This is a genomic window from Paramesorhizobium deserti, assembly GCF_001558695.1.
Classification (GTDB): domain Bacteria; phylum Pseudomonadota; class Alphaproteobacteria; order Rhizobiales; family Rhizobiaceae; genus Paramesorhizobium; species Paramesorhizobium deserti.
Map to the genome: position 1 here is coordinate 151,148 of NZ_LNTU01000040.1, position 20,671 is coordinate 171,818.

Here is a 20,671-nt window from a genome sequence, read left to right on the forward strand (position 1 = left end):
GCGGGCGCTTTCATTTCACGACCCGCTATCGGACAGGCTCACCGCATAACCCGGTCGATAAGGCATCGGCAGGAAGCGGCGGTGGTATTCGGCGAATGTGGCATCCGGATCGAGATCGGCGAAAAGGTCCGGGTGGAACCATTTCGCCAGTTGCTGGACCGCGATGAACTCATAGGGGCTGTTGTAGAACTGGTGCCAGATGGCATGGAAATTCCGTGTCTTCTGGGCGGCGATACCGGTATAGGCGGGACGCGTGGTGAACCATTCGAGCTTCTGGCGCGCCGTGTCCGGATCCGCACCTGGACCAAGCGGTATCCAGTGGCCGCCGGGCATATAGGCCTGCCAGTCGGCGCTGGTCACCACCACATGCTCAGGGTTGGAGGCAAGCACCTGCTCGGGGTTGAGCTGGCCGAATGTCGTCGGGATGATGTCACTTCCGATATTATGACCGCCGGCGAGCTCGACATATTTTCCAAAATTTTCCGCGCCGAATGACAGGCAGCAATCGTCGGAATACCCGCCGATCCGTTCGATGAAGACCTTCGGGCGCGGTGGCTTGGCGCGGGCCAGCACGTCGGTCACCCGGGCCATCGCCGCATGACGGAAGGCGATGATTTCTTCCGCGCGCGCCTCGCGTCCCATGATCTTGCCCAAAAGGCGGATGGTTTTCTCGGTATTTTGCAGGGGATAGTGACGGAAATCGATATAAAGCACGGAAATGCCGAGCTGCGCGAGCTTCTCGACATAATCGGCATCTTCATTGGCGCGCATCGCTTCCAGATTAAGCAGGACGACATCCGGCTTCTGTACGATGGTGGACTCGATATCGATCAGGCTGTTCTCCTGACCTCTGAACGAGGGAATATCGGCCAGCTTGGGAAAGGCCTCGAGATATTGCCCATAGGTTGCCGGATCGGCCTCGATCAGATCGTTGCGCCAGGCGACGATACGCGCCAACGGGTTCTCCGGTTCCAGCGAAGCGATGAGATAAAGCTGCCGCCCTTCACCGAGTAGGATGCGCTTGACCGGCGCATTGATCTGCACCTCGCGGCCCGCGATATCCGTGACGGTGATGGGCTTCTGCTCCTGCGCGAATGCCAGCGCGGGAACCAATGCGATCATGACCGCGATCACGGCAGCCAGTGCCGAAGCCATTTTCCTCACGATAATACTCCTTTACCCAAAGGCCGGCGCGACCTCAGCCACAGGCCGAGCGCGATCAGGAATGACACACCATAGAGGCTCGCAACAAGCGGAAATGCCGCTTTGAGGCCGAACCATTGGGTCGCCACGACACCGGCGATGATGCCGGCGACCGAGGCGGCCTGCTGGCAAGTCTGCGCGAGGCCGAGGACCGATCCCTGCCGGTCGCTTCGCGTGGCCGCCGAAATGAGCGACAAGAGCACCGGCGTCGTTCCGCCCAGAAGGGCGCCCCAGATGAAATAGAGCGCCATGAAGAGGCTGATGCTCCTGGTGAGGCCGGCAAGCCCGGTGACGATCAGGCAGACCGCCGAAATCAACACGCTCCATCCAAGTATGTAAGGCAGGGCACGCCCTTCGAAGAGCCGCGCCCACATGGGCGCGCTGATGACGAAGCCGAAGGCAAGCAACCCATAGCTTAACCCCGCCACCGAATGATGGGCGTTGAACACATCCGTCATATAAAGCGAGAAAGGAACCTGCAGCACCATCCGGCTTGCCAGAAGCATTCCCATCAGCACGAGAAGCCCTGAGAGGGGAGCATCCACATTCGCTATTTCAGGCGTTATGCTCTCCTTTGGCTCCCGCGTTGCATCTGCCCCGGCGGGAGGCGCCGGTAGGGTGGCCCAGGCGACGCCGGCGCAAAGCGCGCAGACGACGCCGGCGGTGAGATTGACGGCGGTGAAGGGCAGGGCGTCCAGAATGAGGCCGCCAAGGAAGGCGCCGCCCAGCGAGCCGACATTGGTCGCCACCTGCAGCCAGGCGAAGAGGCCGGCGCGATCCCGGCCACCGGTGACCTGCACGCCATAGGCTTGCGCCGGGGCGATGTAGCCGGCGCAAGCCCCTTGCAGGAAACGCAGCGCCAGGATGGTCCAGACGTCCTGGGCAAAGGCGACGAGCAGTTGCGTGACCGCCAGGCCCGCCAGCGCCCGCACCATCATCAGCCGGTTGCCGTAGCGGTCCCCCATGCGTCCCCAGAAGGCGCTGGTCAACGAGATGCCGAGCATCGGGCAGACATAGACGCCGATCCCCGCGAGGCTGAACACGCTATCGGACGAGCTGAGCGCCCTGATATGGATCGGCCAGAAGGGACCGCTCATCTCCATGGCGCCCATGGAGATGAACTGCAGGCCGAAGAGCAGTGCGAAGACGGGTCCAAAGCCGCGGAGCGCGGCAACCGCATTGGTCATTGCGCGCTCGCCAGCGGATTAGGCAATTGATGCTCGACCCGGTAGTCGCGGTAGCGCTCCAGATGCATGCGCAGCACCGAGCGCGTGGGCCAGGGCCGCTCAAGAAAGGCCTCGCGCTCCTCGGCCCAGAAGGCATCGGACAGCATGCGTGGCCGCAATGCATCGAATGCCTGCTCGGTTTCGTCGCGCAAGGTCCGCCACAAGATATCGTCCATCAATGCATATTGCTCGCTCAGGCACAGGGCGATCTCGTGAAGATGACAGACGAAGCAGGCATCGATCACGAATGATCGTACGAGACTGATATCGTCATCGAACGTCGTTGGCAAAATCCCTTTGCGGCTGAACGGCTTCAAATCATAGCCGCGCTCCCTGAACAGAGGCGCGAAACTGCGGCCGTCGCCGAAATCGCGGATGAGCAGCTTCCGCGGCAGGCCTCTGTGATCGAAAAGGATCGTGCTGTTCTGCTGGTGCGCCTCGAAAGCGATTCCGTAAAGCAGGTACATGGCTAGCGCCGGGCGGATCACGGTGCGCGCATAGGCGTGAAAGAAGGCCACGACGTCAGCTTCGGTTTCGCTGCCTCTCCTAGCGATGAGTTCGCAAATGAGCGGGCGGCCATCAACGGGACCTGCCGTCAGGAGGGCTGCGACGGTTACCGGCAGAAGGCCGTCGGTACGCGCCAGGGCATCGACATTGCGATAGACCACCGACAGGAATCGACCAGGATGCTCGTCGCCGGTTTCTGGATGGTGGAGGATCGCACCCACTTCCTCGACGAAGATCTCCAGCCCGTCTCCAAGATCGTCCTCTCCGGATAGGATGTCGGAAATCAGCGTGGAGAGGCGTGGCCCCATATGGATTGATTTCGCCTGCAGCGTCCGCTGCTCGCTGGTCAGCCAGATCGCGACCGGTAGCTTGATGAAAGGCCGGGGTTCCTGCGTTTCCGGCAGCATCGTCCGGAAGGACATGGACGGCAGGGTTTCGATCTCCGGCCCTGCGGGGTCGAAAATGCCGGCCTCGATCTCCGGCGCGAACTCGCGGCGCACGAAATTCTCCAGATGCCATGCATGGACGGGGAGCGGCAGCCAGTCATCGGGTGATTTGCCGCGCGTTAAGAGACCATCCGCCCAGCTTTGCCAAAGATCGGGAAAATTCTGCGAAAACCATTCCGAATAGCTGCCGACATGCGGCATTTTCTCGATATAGGCCCAGTCACGGCGCAAAGCGGCGATGCGCAGGCGCACCCGGGCATCGAACTCCGGCGAAAGGGCAATGACGTCTTCCGTCGCCAGGCCCGGCTTGGCTTTCCAGGTCGGGTAAAAGGGATGCCCTTCGAGCGCGCCCCACTGGTCGAGCGTCATGGCGGCCAGGTGTGGCGGCAGGCTTTCTTCGAGATAGCCGAGGAAATCAGGTGCTCCGGCTTCGGTTATCTTCCGGCGCAATTGGGCGCTCCAGTTCTGCCTGTGGCGGCGCGCGAGGATATCGTTTTCAATGCTGTTTTCCACGTCATGCAGCAGATGCTCCAGACCATCGGGAGCCGGTGAAACGGCAAGGCAGGGTGCGATCTCTTTCATCAAGGCGGCCGGATCATCGATCCTCTGCCGCGCGCCGGAGCTGTCCAGTACCTCGATCTGTCCACGGTTTCGCAATGTTCCGGCGGGTGCGGAGCGAAGGTCGGTGAAATGCAGCACCCGGCGCGTTGGCCAGAGCGGAAGCCGGGCATCATGCCCGTCGCGCGTCCAAAGCAATGCGTCGGGATCCAGCAGACGCTCTGCGAAAAGGCAGCGGACAAGCCGGCTGATTGCGTTGTTCCTCGCATTGGCGAGAAGCGTCGCATCATTCTCCTGGTCGTGATCCGTCGGGGAAATCAATCTCTCGTCCATTAGGCTGCCTCCGGCCAGTTTGATGGGACATAATCCGGCGCGCCATTGGCGAGACCACCATGATAATCGCGCGCCCATCGATAGGTTCTGGCGATCGCCGGAACCGGTACGCCGAGCCGCTCGGCAATTGTGACGAGCAGCGCCTGCCCGAAGGCGATATCCTCGTGGAAGGCGCGGCTTTCGCGATCGATGACGAGCCCCGGCCCGTGCGGATTGGGGATGAGCGGCGCAAGGATATCCGCATAGGCGCGGTTCGTGCGCAAAAGCGTATACATCGTTCGATCGTCCTCGATCTGGTCGCCATAGGCCTCGATCAGTTCCTGCCGGAGCGGCTTTACGGAACCGAGATCTATGCCGAGACGCGCCTCGCTTGCCCGCCGAAGCGCCTGGTTTTCCGCATCGCAGGCTTCCAGCAGCTCGGCACCCGCCTGCGGACAATCGCTCCACCAGCAAAGGGGGTGGTCGAAAGGCCTTTTCTCGAAAGGACCGCCGGGGCCGATCAGCCCATAGAGCACGGCGGGGTGCATCAGGGCATTGCCCGGCGTCAGCGTGATTTCGAGATAGTCCTGCAAAAGCGTGACGGGCGCATCGTAGAGGCGGTTCAGCATCGCCGTGAGCGCGGCGCCGCTCGCGGTATTCTCACGGCGATGCAGCGCCACGAAGAGCTCGGCCTTCGCGCCACCCATCCGCACGCGCTCGCCTGCAATGAGGTCGAAGGCGATGTGAGGCACGTCCTTCATGCCCCAGATCACTATGTTGTCATGGCTCGCGAGAGCCTTTGCCGCGAGCCAGTCGAAGCCGCAGAAGCCGGGGATCGCCCCGATATAGACGCTCCTGTCCCGCGGCAGATGCGGCGCGATCCGGGAAAGGAGGGCGGGCCGCGCCTGTGCCGGCTGCGTGATGATCACCAGATCGGCGTTCTCGAGTGCTTGGCCGGGGTCGGTTCCAACATGGTCGGGACGGGCGCTCAGTATCTGGCCGTCCCTGGTCTCTGCCTGCCAGATGCCATTGCCCTTCGCCCAGCGCTCGGCGAGGGCGGCGTCGCTGGTCAGCACGGAAACCTCGATAGCCGGTTTCTTCTTGAAGAGGACCGCGTTCAGATGACCGGTGCGCCCGGCGCCACAGATCGTCACCTTCATGCGGCTTGCGCCTTTTCGATCAGCCAGCCATCCAATTGGGCGGCAATCGACGGATCGAACAGGCTGCGTTTTGCCATCCACTCGTCGTCGAAGATCGTGCCCAGATATTTCTCGCCGCCATCGGCAACCGTGGTCACGACCGTTCCGCTGAGCTTGCCCAAGGCGATGAATTCCAGCGCCTTGTAGATGGCGCCGCCCGTCGAGCCGCCGACGAGGAGACCCCTGCGCCGGGCGATATAGCGCGCCGTCTCGAAGGCCTGCATATCGGTTACCTGTACGCCTTCGTCGATGCAGCTGTAATCCAGCACCTTGCCGACCTCGTCTCCCGCCGGCGTGCCGGTCCCCGACTGATAGTAGGGATGACCCGGTTTGCCGAAGACGATCGATCCGGCGGGCTCCACGGCGATTGTGCGGATCGCCGGATCGTGGCGCTTGAGGCGCTGGGAGATGCCGGTCATCGAGCCGCCGGTGCCGACACAGCCGACGAAGGCGTCGATGCCGTCCGGAAGCTGGGCCAGGAGCTCCTCCACATAACCGGCATAGCCCTCGGGATTTGCTGGATTGTCCGACTGGTTCATGAAAAGGGCGCCTGGGAGCTGCGCGCCGAGTTGCGCCGCCAGCCGCTGCCGTTCCACGACGGCCACCTCGTCCTCGCGAAAATCGCCCTCGACATAGCGGATTTCGGCGCCGAGCGCCCGCATCATGCGGATCTTGTCGGGTGCCGCATGGTGATCCACCACGGCGATGAAACGCAGGCCGAATTCCAGCGCCGCCAGCGCCAATCCCGTGCCGGTATTGCCGGATGAGGATTCGACGATCGTTCCGCCGGGCGCGAGCCGCCCATCCTGAAGGGCGGCGAGAACCATGCTGCGCGCCATGCGATCCTTCATCGAGCCGCCGGGATTGTTCTTCTCGATCTTCAGCACCAGCGTGCTGTTCCGGTTGGGGACGGGGATCGACATGACAGGCGTCTGGCCGATCAATTGCGTTATGATCGTATGCATCGTCTATACCTCTTCAATCGTGTCGTGGGCGAGCATGAGCCGTCCTTCTGCATCCCGCAGAACACGCAGGCGGGCAGGAATCGGATGGCGGTGGAATTCGTTTTCGAGGAGATCCATCTGGTAGCCGGCGGTATTGGCAAAGACCAGGAGGTCGCCGGCTTGCGGCGCGACCGGAAAGGTCAGCCACCGGTTGCTCAGCACATCGTCGTCCAGGCAGCTGTGACCGGCGAGATAGGCGCGGATCGGATTTGATGCGGCAGGCGATCGCCTGGCCGGGATGAGGATGGGATCGACCAGGAACTCGGAGGCGAACCAGGTTTCGCAGGCGCTGAAGCTGCTGCCTTCGACGAAGATGACATGGGCCTCATCTCTGAGGGCCTTCACCCGGGTTATCCGGAAGGCGGTGATGGCGGCCTGATCCGCCAGGGCGCGGCCGGGCTCCATCGCGAGGATCAGCCCTTCACTTGTGAGATAGTTTGCGACAGTCTGCCCTTCGCTGATTTCCGCCTGCAAAAACCGGCGCAGCCAGTCCACCGATGAAAGAGCGCCGCCATAGGGATAGAAGGAGCCCGGCACTTTCCCGGTGCGATAATCCTCGGGCGCCTGCGTTGCCAGATGGGCCCGATATTGCTCCTGATCGACATACTGGATGGGCAAACCGCCACCGATATCGATCATTCCGGGGGAAAAGCCCATGCTCCGGGCTTCGGCAATCAGCCCGGCTGCCTCTTTCAACGCCGCCACCCGATCCTCCCAGCGATAACCGCCGAGATGGAAATGCAGCCCGTCGAAGCGCAGCCGGCTTTCCCCGGCGATGCGGGTGAGGCAGCGGACGATGGCCTCCGCCTTCATGCCGAAACGGCTCTTTTCCTGGCTTGCCGGCTGCAGGCGCAGGAGGATCGGCCGCGTGCCCGTTTCTGCCGGCAGGCAGCCGATGAGATCCTCCAGTTCCTCCGGAGAATCGACCGATATCAGCGCGTTGCAGGCGACGAGTTCCTCATGGAAGGCCTTGGTCTTCGCCGGCCCGGTTGCGACGAGGCTTGCACCATCGGCTCCCAGCCGCCTGGCGTCACGAAGCTCGTAGAGGCTGGAGATGTCGACACCCGCGCCCGCATCGAGTGCGGCTTGAACAAGCCCGGGCGATTTGTTGACCTTCGCCCCATAATAGATCGCATGCTCGACGCCCCGTTCGATCAACACCTCTCTTAGGGCGGCGAGATTTTCCCGGAGCGCGTCCGGCCAGATCAGATTGAGCGGAGAGCCATGACGCGCCACCCAGTCGAGAAGCAGCGCGCCCTCCAAGGCTAGAAGATCGGCGGTCTCGGATCGCAGGATCGGCGGCAGGCCGGCACCGAGTTTGTGGCAATGGAGCGTCATGACCATTCTCCCACAGCATGCGCCGGCATGGCTTCCGCTCGGTGGTGTTGATGCAGGACCTCCAGCGGTACGTCGCAGGCCGGCAGGGGACGGTCAAAGATGTGCCGTGTCGTCTTGCAGGGAAATTTCCGGCCGCTGCGCGCCATCGCGAAGATGCTTGCGGGCGTGATCGTCTCACCCTCGCGCCAGCTCTCCACGCGCACGGTGCCGTAGTCGAGGAGCAGCACCGGCACCGCGGCAAGGCCGAGGCGATGAGCGACCGTCAGCCGATGATGGCCGTCCATCACGAACAATGCATCTTTCTCTGCTGTTATCGGGGTTGTCCATGAACCGGCGCGGAGGATCTGGATTTCCAGCTCGTTCACCCGGTCGGGGTCCACCTCCTCGGTGGGAATCAATCGGTTTGGAGAGACAAGGCGGTAATGCATGCGGCGCACCTCTCAGGACCATGACGATGGCAGATCAGGATACTTGAGTCTTTTTGTCAAGTTTATGGTGATAACCGGACCGTCTCGGATTTCAGTAAAATGGACGATCCCGGGAAAACCGCTGGCTACGGAAGACGTGTATAATCGATGAGTGTGACAAGTAATTTGATGTCGGGATCGACAAAAATCGAATTGTTCTTAGGTTTGCCGATCGCCGCCGGAGAATCACCGCCGTGAGAAACTGCCACTTTCGTCATCCTGACTCTGGTTTGGTTGGTTGCGGCGTTCACGTTGCTTCTCCTTGTCATCCGAGCGCGCGGGGTCATTCACCTGAAAGGCGTGTTCAGCGCGGAAATTGATGAATATGACGGTTTCTGAAACTCTATGTTCCTATTTTGTTCTCATCTAAAATAAGAGTCAAGCGGAAAAGGAATGATTTCCTATTTCGAGGCACGCACGATGGCGGTGAGCGTAGCGGTAGCCGGTCTTGTCGGCGGCATGGAATGTGGCGCCTGTCTTTCATGAAGTCGGCACTCCGTTTAGACCTCGCCCGATCACTTCAGCCCGCTGATGCTCCGGCGGAGTACGTCTGAAAACTGCTTCAACCCGCCCTGCTGGAGACCGTGACGGGCGGTTTGGAGGCCATGGATCTCGATCAGATCCTCGGTGTTTTCCGCACTTGATTAGGTAAGCCGCAGGCAGTTCTTCTCTCAATGTCCTGCCTCGCACTGCGGCAGTTGTCACATGGGGCAGACGAAGCGTGCGCGCAGTTTCAACCGAGGATCAGTTTACAACGATATCACTGTCCCGTATGGGCTTTTTTCTTTTTGGGGGTGTGGTTGAAGTTGTACCAAATTGCGAACTTTTTCAGTGGGAAACAGCCGAAAGCGTTTTCAGTGAAGCCTTGGCTGATCGTCCACCCCATAGGATTGAACGGGGATGATCAAGCCATCCAAACTTATGCGGCACGGAAAACATCCAGCTAGATCGGTGTTGAAGCATGCTCGATCTTGTTTCTGGTGACGGCGACGTCCAGTGGATCGCAAACAGAGGAGGTATTGCTCACTCTATATGGGCGCCGGGTTCGCAAACCTTTGCTGCGAATGTGCATTTAGTGGAGATTTTTCTCGTGCCCGTTAGCGGGATGGAGTTCAGGATCGGCGGCAATCGGTGGCAGGGCATCGATGTTCAGGCAGGGGGGGTTCTGGTCGTTCCGGCGAATGTTGAGGGTTTCGCCAGTTGGTCCTCGGTGAAAGAAAGCGCAATCGTCGCTTTGCAGCCTTCCTACCTGCAAGACTTGGCCGCGTGTGAAGCCGAAGCGGTAGAGCCACAATGGTCAGCGCCGATCAGGGTCGATGCGTTTGCTCTTGGTATAGCCCAGATAATGAGGGCGGAGTTGATGCGGAAGGAGAGGGCAAGCCTGCACTATCTCGACGCACTTCTCACGCAACTCGGTGTCCATCTGCTGCGCGCGAACACGCACGACAAGTCGTCAGCAAAGGCAAAAGGCAAGCTCTCAAGCTACAATGCGAAGCGCGTTCAGGTGTTCATGAAGGAGAACTTGTCACGCAAGCTGACACTGGCCGACCTTGCGGCGATCTGCGATCTCTCCCCCAGCCACTTCGTAAATGCCTTCAAGGCGACATTTGGGCAGTCGCCTTATCGCTATCTCCTGGGTCTGCGCCTTGCCTATGCCGAAAAGCTCTTAGCCGGACGCAATATGACGATCGTGCAGGTTGCACATCTCAGCGGGTTCTCGAGCCAGAGCCATCTGACTTCGGCAATGAGCAAATACAAAGGAGAGACGCCGTTTAGGATTCAGGGCCGAACCGATAAATAGCTTCGGTATTCTGGAAACTGCACCACCAGCTTCTGCGAAAGACGCGTCCGAGTTCTCTCCTGGTATCGCCATGGCTCTCGAATTTCAGGAGAAGCTGAAAAAAGCCGTAAGAATCTGAAATACAGCGGCCGGCAATTCTGGCTTATTTCCGTAGGGTAAGATTGGGATCAATTGCCCCGGGAATGCTGGTTGGGGCGGTGGTCCTTCTTGCGGGCAGCGGTGAGGCCGGATGTGGAGAGAGGGGATATCGAAGGGATGGGGCTCATGAACGGTCCGGAAGACAGATTGTGGTTCTGCCTCTTTTGGCCAGCGTTTGACGCTCTGGCGAACAGTCCGCGCGCATGATCCGTGATGTGGCTGCGAACATGCAGCAATCACTTTCCGACGCGGTTGGCCAGAGGGTGCGGCAAACATTCGAGCTTCTTGAAGCGCGGTACGGAGGCGAACTCCCTGAAGTCAAGCGCGACATGCTGCTTGCCAACTGCATCTACGGTCTCACGTCCGTGATCCACGCGAACGACGCGCCTGAGGATCATCTGGCGGCGATACGATCCTATCTCGAACAAATCATTCCGGCTGAGCGGGCAGCGAAGGCGCTCAAGGCTACGCCTGCGTCGGATGACAGCTGGCTCGTCAGCGTGCTTGAGCGCATTGAGGCGATCGGCAAAAAGCACGGTCATGCGCTGCTCGCGCAAGGCGCCAGTGGCAAAGCCATTCCGTTCATTAACAGAGATGTATCGGCGGCAGGGTCGGCGGAACCCGCTGCCGTCAAAGGCAATGCGGTAGAGGAGGCACTCACCCGATGACGACGCCCTTGCAAGGAAAGACCAATCGGCGCGAGCCGGCGTGTTTGACAGGAAGCCGGGTTGGGGGCGCGGACGGGAGCGGTCGGTCGCATCGCCGCCGGTTGATGGCGGTGATGCGGATGGCGCATCGCGTGCTTGGGATAAAGCGAAGTGGGTTGGGGCTCGGCACATTCGGCTTCGGCGGCCTGACCGCGATCGTCGCGTTCAGCTTTTCCGCGCCGGCGCAGGCGCAATACCAGGCCGGGGGCGGTTCGGCGACGGCCAGCGGCTCCATCGCCATCGGCATGTCGGCGGGGGCTTCCAATCTCAACGCCGTTGCGATCGGGACCCGATCCGTCTCGTCATCGCAATATACGGTGGCGATCGGCCAGGATGCGCAGGCGACAGGCCCCGGGGGGGCAGTGGCGTTGGGCGCAGGCGCTATCTCGAATAACATCAATTCAGTCGCGATCGGTGTCAACGCCCAAGCCACTGGCCCAGGGGGCAGCGCGCTGGGCACCGCCTCCCTGGCTTCGGGAGGAAACGCCACCGCAGTCGGTGTCGGCGCCACGGCCAGCAATTCCTATGCCTGGGCCGGAGGCTACGGTTCCGTCGCCAGCGGCCTCAATTCCTTCGCCGGCGGTCGGGGGGCGGCTGCCAGCCAGCAGAATGCTGTCGCCATCGGCTTCCAGTCGGTCGCGTCGGCGGTCAACGCCATCAATATCGGCGGGCGCACTCTTGCGGGGGGAGGCGCCCTCGCGGAGAGCGCCATCGGCATCGGCACGGATGTGACGGCGTCTCAGGTCGATGCCATTGCAATGGGGCGCGCCAGCCAGGCGACGGGCCTTGCCGCCGTCGCCGTCGGCAATGCGGCTCGGGCGACAGGGAACAGCGCGCTTGCGCTCGGCGTGCAAGCGGTTGCCGTCGGCGGCAGTACGGTTGCCGTCGGTCAGGGCGCTGGCGCCGGTTCGACCACTGGCAATGCCAGTTCCGTTGCGGTCGGCGTCGCGGCCGGGACGCTCGTCAGCGGCGGGCAGAACTCCGCTGTCGGCGGAGGTATCCCAAGCGTCCTGAGAGGCGCCGGCTCCGGCGTCAGCGGAGCACGCAACGTCGCCATGGGAACTGGCGACGGTTCAGTCACTTATGACGGCGCGCTCGCGGCTTCGGCGGGCAATCTGGTGACGGGCAGCGACAATATCGCCATCGGCACCAATGCGGGTATCGGCGTTGGCAGCAATGCAACGACCTCGATCGGCTACAATGCCATGGCGACCGCCAACAATACAATCGCGGTTGGTCCTCAGGCGAATGCTACGGGGGTAAATTCAGCAGCGCTCGGCAATGTCGCCAATGCTTCGGCCGACTTCGCGCTGGCCTTGGGCAATTCGGCCGTGTCGAGTGGCTTCGGTTCCGTTGCGGCTGGTTCGGGAGCACAGAGCACGGCCGTCTCCTCGGTGGCGGTCGGTAATAATGCAGCCGCAACTGCCGCGAATACGGTAGCGGTTGGCCTGGGCGCGGCTGCAGACTCAGCCGATGCGGTGGCCATCGGCACGAATGCGAGGGCAACGGGCGGCAAGGCGGTCTCCATCGGTTCCGGAAATATTGCCAGCGGGGACGGCGCGGTGGCGATCGGCGATCCCAACACCGCCTTCGGGGACGGCGCGATCGCGCAGGGCAAGGACAACACCGCGAATGGCAACGGCTCGGTCGCGATGGGCAACACCAACATGGTCGGCGGCGGCGGTCAGGCGGTCAGTACCCCTGGAACGGCGGCGCAGGGCGCGGTCGGCATCGGCTATCAGAACACCGTGATCGGCCAGGGCTCGGTCGCGATCGGCAGCACCAGTAGCGCGCTGGCGGCCGGCGCGGTCGCCTTCGGCGACACCGCGGTCGCTAACAATGCCGGCGACGTGGCTCTCGGTTCGGGTTCGGTTACCGCCGTGGCCGTCGGTACCCCAAGCGCCACTATCAATGGGACAACCTACAATTTCGAGGGCATCAATCCGACCTCGACGGTCAGCGTCGGTGCTCCGGGCGCGGAACGCACCATCACCAATGTGGCGGCGGGCCGCATTTCCGACACCTCGACCGATGCCGTCAACGGGTCACAGCTCTTTGCGACCAATCAGGCGATCACCGCAGTCGGGGGCGACCTTGACACGCTCGGCATGAGCGTATCGACGGCACTCGGCGGTACGTCGGTCTATGATCCAACTACCAATCAGGTGACCGCAGGGCTTGCGGTCGGCAGCACGACCTATAACAGCGTGCAGTCCGCCCTGAGCGCCGTAAGCAGCACGGCTTCAGCCGGCTGGAACCTGCAGGCGAACGGCGATGCCGCCACGAATGTCACCCCCGGCGGGACGGTGCAGCTCCTCAGCGGGCAGAACATTGCGATCACGCGCAGCGGAACGGATGTCACGATTGCCACGACGCCGGCCCTCACAGCCGACAGCCTGACGCTGTCGAGCGGGCAGGTGTTCAACGCCTCCGGCCTTGATATGAACGGCACGGGCATCACGGGCCTTCTGCCCGGAACGATTTCCTCGACTTCGACAGAGGCGGTCAACGGCTCCCAGCTCTACGGCGTGTCCCTGAGCATCGCCAATATTCTCGGCGGCGGCGCCATCGTGAACCCCGACGGCAGCGTCAGCAATCCATCCTACACGATCGCTGGCAATACCTACACCACGATAGGAGATGCCTTCACCGCCGTTCACAACAATCTGACCACCTTTGACGATGCCATCAACGGTGGCGGCATCAAATATTTCCATGCCAATTCGACCCTCGCGGATTCAAGCGCCGTGGGCACCGATTCGGTCGCCATTGGCCCGCAGAGCATCTCAACCGGCAACAACAGCCTCGCCGCTGGCTTGAACGCCCAGGCGAGCGCCGATGGTTCGCTGGCCATCGGCCAGAACACGCAATCGTCGGTGCTCGGGTCCGTGGCATTGGGTTCGGAATCCGTGGCCGACCGCGCTGTCGCACCAATTTCCGGCAGCATCATCTCAGGTACGAGTATCGTTCCCTACAATACGACTGACAAAGCCCTGCTCGGGGCGGTCTCGGTGGGTAACTCCACGTCCTACCGGCAGATCACGAATGTTGCAGACGGCACCGAGGACCAGGATGCGGTCACCCTTCGTCAGTTGAAGGGGGCGCTGACCTCATTCGCGGTAACGCCCACCGAGTATTTCCATGCCAATTCCACGGCCTCGGATTCCCTTGCGGTTGGCATGGATTCGGTGGCGATCGGCCCGCGCACAACGGTCAATGGCGATAATGGCATCGGCATGGGTAATGGCGCCATCGTTCAGATGACGGCACCAGGCGGCGTCGCCATCGGCCAGAACTCGACCGTCAATCTGGCTGACGGCATAGCACTCGGCACGAATGCAACGTCGAATGGCATCCAGGCAACGGCACTTGGCGCAGGCGCCACGGCCAACGAACCGGGCAGCGTAGCTCTTGGTGCAGGCTCGACAACCGCCGCCGCTGTCGCGACCACCGGTACCACCATCAATAACGTGAACTACACCTTCGCGGGCACCGCTCCGACGAGCACGGTCAGCGTGGGGGATGTCGGCAACGAGCGTACGATCACCAATGTCGCGGCGGGCCGGATCAGCGCCACCTCCACGGACGCGGTTAACGGCAGTCAGCTCTACGCGACCAACCAGGCGGTCGACAGCCTGGGTAGCCAGATAGGAAGTATCGGGCAGACCGCCGCCAATTCGGTGCAGTATGATACGATCATCAGTTCCGACGGGTCAGTCACCAAGACCAACAACATTACATTGCAGGGCGGTGACCCGAATGCTCCCGTGTTGATCCGCAATGTCGCGGCGGGCGTGGAAGACAACGATGCGGTCAACGTCAAGCAATTCAACGACGGAATGGCGACGACATTGGCGTCGTCGAAGTCCTATACGAACGACCAGGTAAGCTTGGCGGTCGATAACGCAAAGACCTATACCGACCAGGTGGCCGGAAACACCCTGCAGCAGGCCAATGACTACACCGATTCCAGGCTCAGCCAGCTCAATATGGACATAGGCGATATCCGGAAGGAGGCGCGCCAGGCCGCGGCGGTCGGTTTGGCTGCGGCGTCCCTGCGCTACGACGATCGGCCGGGCAAGCTCAGCGTGGCGGTCGGCGGCGGTTATTGGCGCAATGAGGGGGCGGTTGCATTCGGCGCTGGTTATACCAGCGAGAACGGTCGCGTCCGCGCAAATGTGTCCGGCACGACCGCAGGCGGCGCATGGGGCGTTGGGGCAGGCCTCAGCGTAACCTTGAACTGAGGATCGGAACGGCATGAGCAAGTGGCGGGCTCCCGCATATCCGGAAAGCTCACGCTTATCCCCAGCACTTGTCGCAGTCATGTGCAGAGGACATCGAGCCGGCACAAGGCGACTTGTGCTTCTTGCAGGAGGGGTTTCCATTCTTCTGGTTGGCGGTTCATATGCCGCCAGCCAGGAAATGGCGGCCTACAGAATAAAGCCGTCGGAGGTGGCGGTGCCGCAAGGTGTTCCGCTGGGCAGCTATCGGCGGATCATCCGCCCCTTCGAAAACTGGGACCTCATCTGCGATGAGGACCTTCAGGCCAGGCGCAGGGTATGCAACATCAGCCAGTCCTTCATCGATCAGAAAAGCGAACTCGTGTTCAGCTGGTCCCTGGCTGCCGATGAAAAGGGTAAGCCCTTCATGATCTTGCGCGCGCCCTCACAACTTGGCACGGGGAGCAAGATCTCCCTCGGGTTTGCCGGACGGAAAAAGCCCGTGGATGTCCAGTTAAACGCATGCGACAGCACAATCTGCCTCAGCTATCTGCCCCTTGGTCCGATCATGCGGCAGCAGATTGAAAGCGAGGCCAGCGTCAATATTTCCTATTCCATCCCGTCGGGAGCAAACGTCAGCCTTGATGCCCCGATGAAAGGCCTCAAGGCCGCACTGTCGGCCATCAATTAGAAAGAAAACAAATGACCCGCCAATCCATTCAGGACCGGATACTGACCGCCTCAGAGAACTCGGCGCCGGGCGAGCTGCTGGCAGAACCGCCACTGGCGCCTCGGCCAGCCTGGCGGGCTGCGCGATATATCGCGCTTGCCGGGGCGTTCGCAGTCGTGGTCGCGGGCGCAGTTGTCCTCTCGTTCCGTTTCTATCCGGCGCTAGGGGAATTCGTTGCGGGCACAGCTTCGGCACAATCACAAGCACCCGCTGAAGACAAGCCAGGAGAGGCCGGCGCTGGCGCAGCCGCCCAGACGCCTTTTCAGAAGCATGCCAGTCAGGCAGGTATACGGACCTGCGCCAACGTCTTCGCCGCGCTCGGGCAGGCGTTGACCCTTGGCACGACCTATACCGAGCAAACGCAGTGGAACACCTCATCGCCCGATACGCATCCGGTGCAGGCCATCGCCGGAATGACCTATGACCTGCCCGATTACAAGGCGCAGGCCGCGGGTGTGGTGTTCGCTTCACCGGTAGGTAAGAGCTGCGAAGGTGGCTTCGTGCGGGTGGCGCCATTCCAGAAGACCTGCCAGGAAGTCATGCAAACGCTTCCGAAAGGAAGCGTCCTGGCGGATAACCTTTCCAACACGATGCTTTTCAATCTGGCCAACGATGGCGGCCAGGCTCTTCTGGTTCCAACCGGAAACAGCTGCGTTGTCGTCTCGGTGGCCAGACTGGCGGGATAAAAACCGGAATGCCGGATATTGACCGGCATCAGCTTGGGAGTACGAATATGCCGATAAACCGTTATCTCTGGTTCGTCCTGATCGCCATCTTTGTCGGCCTTCCGATCGGAAATGCCGCGGATTTGGTGACCTCGCCGCCTGAACCTGCCGGTGAGGAAAAGGGCATATGGGGAGCGATAGCCTTTTCGCGTGCAGATGGACGGCACGGCTTCTTTTGGGGTGCCGACAAACGAAAGGAAGCCGAAGATGCCGCGCTCGAGCATTGCGGGAATGCGAAAGGTCGGGCTTGCAGCGTAGTTAAAGTATTCCGCAATCATCGCCACTGGGACGATGACGACGGTACGGGCTTTCCGTATGAGCATTGCGCGGCCCTTTCGGTAGGTAATGTTCGAGCGGAAACACCGTTCTGGGGTGCCGCATCGGCAACAACGCGTCGTGAAGCTGAGCAGCAGGCAATGAGTCTCTGCGGGGGCGAGGGGAAGCAGTGCAAGATCCGTGAATGGGTCTGCACCTAATCGCATAGTGCCTGCCGATATTTTCTGGTTTCCAGCAATTATCTATGTGCTCGTTTGGCTTGTAAGGTCAGGTTGAGAGCGCTTCTTGTTCCTTGGACCGGGTTATTTCATGGTTTGCTGAAACACGGGCATCGATTGAAGGGCAATGCCGGTTTCTTCATCCTGGCCAAGACCCGGCACAATAAGCTCCCGCCAGCGTGCCGGGTCTCATCCGGGCTGCTTGTCATCACGCGTGGTCTTAGCCGGACGACATGGTTCCGGCGAATGGTAATACTGACGTTGCCCCCGGAGAGGTTGGACAGGGTAGCGTTATCTATTGCCCCTCTGTTTGGCCTACAGATCGCGCGGGAACAGTTTGAGGCACGGCAGGCCGCGAATTGGCGCCGCACGCAGATCATGACGGCATTTGCCGGGCCGAAAAGAGATTGGACGGCCCTACGAGATCTCCACGCTTTATGGCCAGAAGGCGCTTCGTGGCAAAGAAGCGCTCGCGAATGCGGTCACGAACTTGCTGGACCGTTCACTGAACCGACGCCGACCGTCGTGCCGCCCTCCTATTGCGCGCCAACGCCTTCCAGATAGGTGATGATCGCGGCGCGCTGTTCCGCGTTGGGGATGCTCACAGTCATTGTCGTTCCCCGGACCATTTGGCGGGGTGATGTGAGAAATGTATCGAGCGCCTGGCGGTCCCAGACGACGCCGGACTCTCGCATTGCCGCCGAATAGCGTGCTCCTTCGACGCTGCCGGCCGTTCGGCCGATTATGCCGGACAGATGCGGGCCGGCTCTGTTCTGCCCGGCCTCCATGGCGTGACACGTGCCGCAGCGTTGGCGGAAAAGCCGCTCGCCGTCGGCTTGTTGGGCGGAAGCGGCATCCGGCAACAGCAGCCCCGCGACTGTCAACAATGCGGCCATTGGCATGCGTGGACGCGAGAGACACTTGATCGTCAGGGCTGCGGCCGCATTCCGGAAGAGAACGATGTGGACGCGAGTGATGACGTGGGAATGGTTCATGAGATCACCTTTATGGTTGGGGGAGGATTTCGCTTCGACGCTGGCTGGCCATCCCTCATCGCTGGGTGTGCGGAGGACGGCAGGGAAATAGCAATCTAGCGGCCGGCTTTACTCGCTTTGGCGATTTCTAAGGGTCGGCTGCATGTTCCACAGGAGTGGCTTCAAGTCTGGACCGGCCGGGATCTCAGGCCGGGCAGGTCCGCGGCTTCGGATACCGGCGTTGGTGCTGGGGCAAGCTGCTCTGTCATGTTGATCAGCGGCAGCCGGATGATCGCCCGAAGGCCTTTGGGCCGGTTCTCGAAGATGATGTCGCCTCCGTGATGACGGGCGATGGTCCGGGCAATGGACAGGCCAAGCCCGACGCCCCCGGTATCTCGATTGCGCGACTGCTCCAGCCGGAAGAAAGGCGCGAAGACCTGCTCCATCGCGGATGTCGGGATGCCGGGCCCGACATCTTCGACGACGATGTCGAGGCCGTCGTCCTTGCCGACCACGCTCACAGTCGCATGCTCACCGTAGCGGACTGCGTTTTCGACGAGGTTGCGGATCGCTCGGCGCAGCGAGTCCGGACGGCAGCGATACAGCACCCTGGGACCTTCGCTGACGGTAACGTTCTGGCCAAGTTCCGCGAGATCGTCGCAGAGGCTGCCTACCAGCGCTGAAAGGTCCACCGTCCGCGTCGTCTCGACCGTGGCATCCTCGCGCGCATAGGCGAGCGCGGCTTCGGTCATGATTTGGATTTCCTCGATGGTCTTCAGCATCTTTTCCTGGAGGTCGTGGTCCTGGACGAATTCCGCACGTAGCCGGAGCGACGTCAGCGGTGTGCGCAGGTCATGGCTGACGGCCGCCAGCATGCGCGTGCGATCCTCGACGAAGCGCTGCAGGCGCTCCTGCATGCGATTGAACGCCTCGGCGGTCTGGCGGATGTCATCAGGTCCGGATTCAGGCAGGCGCGGCACCGCTTCGCCGCGGCCAAACAGTTCGGCGGCATTGGCAAGGCGGCGCATCGGCCGGGCAATCGCCCGCGCACCGAAGATGGCGATCGCCGATAGGATGAGCGCGGTGAGCGCCAGCGAAATCGCCGATTGCGTTGTCCAGAAGGCATTCGGCATTGCCTTGGCATAGGCGGCATTCAGCCAGGTGCCGTCATCAAGGCGGACGGAAAGGCCCATGCCGTTTGGGGCGGCGTCCATATAAAGAAACTTCGCCGGCCGGGAGAAGGGCCTGCCATTGCCGGACAGATCCACCATGCGCGGCGGCACGGAAGGATCGGCGGCGTCGACCGCGGTCGAGGCCTGTCCCCTCATGTAGGCGGCATACTTGCCGGCGACGATACCGGGCAGCGGCTTGGCAAGCTGCGTCAAGGCCTCCTGTTGCCAGGCGAACGGGTTGCTCGGCCCGTCGCCCGAGGTCCAGAAGCGTGTATAGGCCGTGCCGCTGACGTTGAGGATGTCGGGCCGAAGCGAAGGCGGCGTCGTGTCCAGCAACAGCGCAAGCGAGGATGTGCGGCTGACGAATTCTCCCTTCGCTGCCGCATGCAGGGCCTGGCCGCGCTCGTCCCAGAAAGCGAGAAAGGTGATGGCTTGCGACAGCGCAAGCGCGAGCAGCACCAGCATCAGGAAGCGTGCCGCCAGGCTGCGGCTCCATAGTTGCATCATGCCTGGGCCACCTCGGACGTGAAGCAGTAGCCGCCGCCCCAATGCGTTTTGATCAGCATCGGATTCTTCGGGTCCGCCTCGATCTTCTTGCGCAGCCGGCTCACCTGGTTGTCGATGGCGCGGTCGAAGCCATCGGCGGTGCGCCCGACCGTCAAATCGAGCAACTGGTCACGGCTGAGCACGATTCCGACGTGGTCGATAAATGCACTCAGAAGACGGAATTCGGCGGTGCTGAGCGCCACTGCCACCCCGTCGGGTCCGACCAGTTCACGGCGGCCAACATTCAGTGTCCAGCGATCAAATCGCAGCGCATTGGATTTCAGCCGCCCACGTTGCGGCGGCAGGCTATTGACGCGCCTGAGCACTGCCTTGATGCGCGCCAGCAATTCGCGCGGATTGAACGGCTTGACCAGGTAGTCATCGGCCCCGATCTCCAGGCCGACGATGCGGTCCACCTCTTCCGCCATGGCGGTCAGGAAGATGATCGGAACGTCCACGGTTCCGCGCACATACCGGCAGGCGGCGAATCCATCTTCGCCTGGCATCATGATATCCAGGACGATGAGGTCGGGAAGGCTGCGTTCAAGCAGTCGTTTCAGCGCCGCCGTACTGTCGGCAACGCTGACGCGGTAGCCCTGCTGGGTGAGATATTTATCGACGAGATCGCGGATGTCCCTGTGGTCGTCGACGACCGCGATATGTTGCGCGGCTTCCATGCAATACTCCAGACGTGTTGCCAAATAATCGGCCAGTATCGACGATATCTAGTCTGCGTCTATACAGATGATCACCGTCCGCGCCATAGCGGCAATCTCGTCCGCCATCAACAAAGCGTGAGAAGTGTAACGAACTGTATCAATACCCTCCGCCTGCGACACCTTGTGATGAACAGCCGGTCGCAAGACAAGCTTCTGCGACAGCTTATGCTTAGCGTGACCTCGTC

The 20,671-nt window shown here is 61.6% G+C and carries 17 protein-coding genes; 6 read left to right on the forward strand and 11 right to left on the reverse strand.

Translation table 11 applies throughout. The annotated features are described in order from the left end of the window. Positions 1-15: 15 nt before the first annotated feature. The 8 genes from ATN84_RS24740 to ATN84_RS27380 form a co-directional block, all read right to left on the reverse strand. Complete coding sequence (locus ATN84_RS24740) at positions 16-1,122, reverse strand: ABC transporter substrate-binding protein (protein ID WP_068885224.1); 1,107 nt, start codon at positions 1,120-1,122, stop codon at positions 16-18. A 38-nt stretch (positions 1,123-1,160) separates the two neighbouring features. Next, complete coding sequence (locus tag ATN84_RS24745; protein WP_068885171.1) at positions 1,161-2,390, reverse strand: MFS transporter; 1,230 nt, start codon at positions 2,388-2,390, stop codon at positions 1,161-1,163. Next, positions 2,387-4,273: an IucA/IucC family protein gene (locus ATN84_RS24750; RefSeq protein ID WP_068885172.1), complete on the reverse strand. Its 1,887-nt coding sequence runs from the start codon at positions 4,271-4,273 to the stop codon at positions 2,387-2,389. The genes ATN84_RS24745 and ATN84_RS24750 overlap by 4 nt, the downstream gene beginning before the upstream one ends. Further along, a complete protein-coding gene (locus ATN84_RS24755; protein WP_068885173.1) occupies positions 4,273-5,412 on the reverse strand; it encodes an NAD/NADP octopine/nopaline dehydrogenase family protein in 1,140 nt (379 codons plus the stop codon). Before ATN84_RS24755 ends, ATN84_RS24750 begins: the two co-directional genes overlap by 1 nt. After that, positions 5,409-6,416 carry a PLP-dependent cysteine synthase family protein gene (locus ATN84_RS24760; RefSeq protein ID WP_068885174.1) on the reverse strand — a complete coding sequence of 336 codons (1,008 nt, stop codon included), beginning with the start codon at positions 6,414-6,416 and terminating at the stop codon, positions 5,409-5,411. The genes ATN84_RS24755 and ATN84_RS24760 overlap by 4 nt, the downstream gene beginning before the upstream one ends. Before the next feature lie 3 nt (positions 6,417-6,419). Then, a complete protein-coding gene (locus ATN84_RS24765; protein WP_068885175.1) occupies positions 6,420-7,793 on the reverse strand; it encodes a Y4yA family PLP-dependent enzyme in 1,374 nt (457 codons plus the stop codon). Continuing rightward, complete coding sequence (locus ATN84_RS24770; protein WP_068885176.1) at positions 7,790-8,221, reverse strand: ParB N-terminal domain-containing protein; 432 nt, start codon at positions 8,219-8,221, stop codon at positions 7,790-7,792. Before ATN84_RS24770 ends, ATN84_RS24765 begins: the two co-directional genes overlap by 4 nt. 125 nt (positions 8,222-8,346) lie before the next feature. Beyond that, positions 8,347-8,511, reverse strand: coding sequence for a hypothetical protein (locus ATN84_RS27380; protein WP_161939622.1), 165 nt, complete (start codon positions 8,509-8,511; stop codon positions 8,347-8,349). A 710-nt stretch (positions 8,512-9,221) separates the two neighbouring features. Here ATN84_RS27380 and ATN84_RS24775 point away from each other — a divergent pair. The 6 genes from ATN84_RS24775 (at position 9,222) to ATN84_RS24800 (ending at position 17,057) form a co-directional block, all read left to right on the forward strand. Then, positions 9,222-10,061, forward strand: a complete 840-nt coding sequence (locus tag ATN84_RS24775) for a helix-turn-helix transcriptional regulator (RefSeq protein ID WP_068885177.1) — start codon at positions 9,222-9,224, stop codon at positions 10,059-10,061. Between the two features lie 341 nt (positions 10,062-10,402). Next, the gene (locus tag ATN84_RS24780; RefSeq protein WP_068885178.1) at positions 10,403-10,867 is read left to right on the forward strand and encodes a hypothetical protein; all 465 of its coding nucleotides are present in this window, start codon (positions 10,403-10,405) and stop codon (positions 10,865-10,867) included. Further along, the gene (locus ATN84_RS24785) at positions 10,864-15,150 is read left to right on the forward strand and encodes a YadA-like family protein (protein WP_082766486.1); all 4,287 of its coding nucleotides are present in this window, start codon (positions 10,864-10,866) and stop codon (positions 15,148-15,150) included. The genes ATN84_RS24780 and ATN84_RS24785 overlap by 4 nt, the downstream gene beginning before the upstream one ends. A gap of 208 nt (positions 15,151-15,358) precedes the next feature. Next, the gene (locus tag ATN84_RS24790; RefSeq protein WP_244491208.1) at positions 15,359-15,817 is read left to right on the forward strand and encodes an invasion associated locus B family protein; all 459 of its coding nucleotides are present in this window, start codon (positions 15,359-15,361) and stop codon (positions 15,815-15,817) included. An 11-nt stretch (positions 15,818-15,828) separates the two neighbouring features. Further along, a complete protein-coding gene (locus ATN84_RS24795) occupies positions 15,829-16,542 on the forward strand; it encodes a hypothetical protein (protein WP_068885181.1) in 714 nt (237 codons plus the stop codon). Between the two features lie 8 nt (positions 16,543-16,550). Next, positions 16,551-17,057, forward strand: coding sequence for a DUF4189 domain-containing protein (locus tag ATN84_RS24800; protein WP_244491209.1), 507 nt, complete (start codon positions 16,551-16,553; stop codon positions 17,055-17,057). Between the two features lie 554 nt (positions 17,058-17,611). On the opposite strand, the gene ATN84_RS24805 is transcribed toward ATN84_RS24800, so the two are convergent. From ATN84_RS24805 to ATN84_RS24815, 3 genes are all read right to left on the reverse strand, one after another. Then, complete coding sequence (locus ATN84_RS24805) at positions 17,612-18,070, reverse strand: c-type cytochrome (protein ID WP_082766487.1); 459 nt, start codon at positions 18,068-18,070, stop codon at positions 17,612-17,614. Between the two features lie 161 nt (positions 18,071-18,231). Then, a complete protein-coding gene (locus ATN84_RS24810) occupies positions 18,232-19,728 on the reverse strand; it encodes an ATP-binding protein (protein ID WP_068885182.1) in 1,497 nt (498 codons plus the stop codon). Continuing rightward, the gene (locus ATN84_RS24815) at positions 19,725-20,444 is read right to left on the reverse strand and encodes a response regulator (protein WP_068885183.1); all 720 of its coding nucleotides are present in this window, start codon (positions 20,442-20,444) and stop codon (positions 19,725-19,727) included. Before ATN84_RS24815 ends, ATN84_RS24810 begins: the two co-directional genes overlap by 4 nt. Positions 20,445-20,671: the final 227 nt, after the last annotated feature.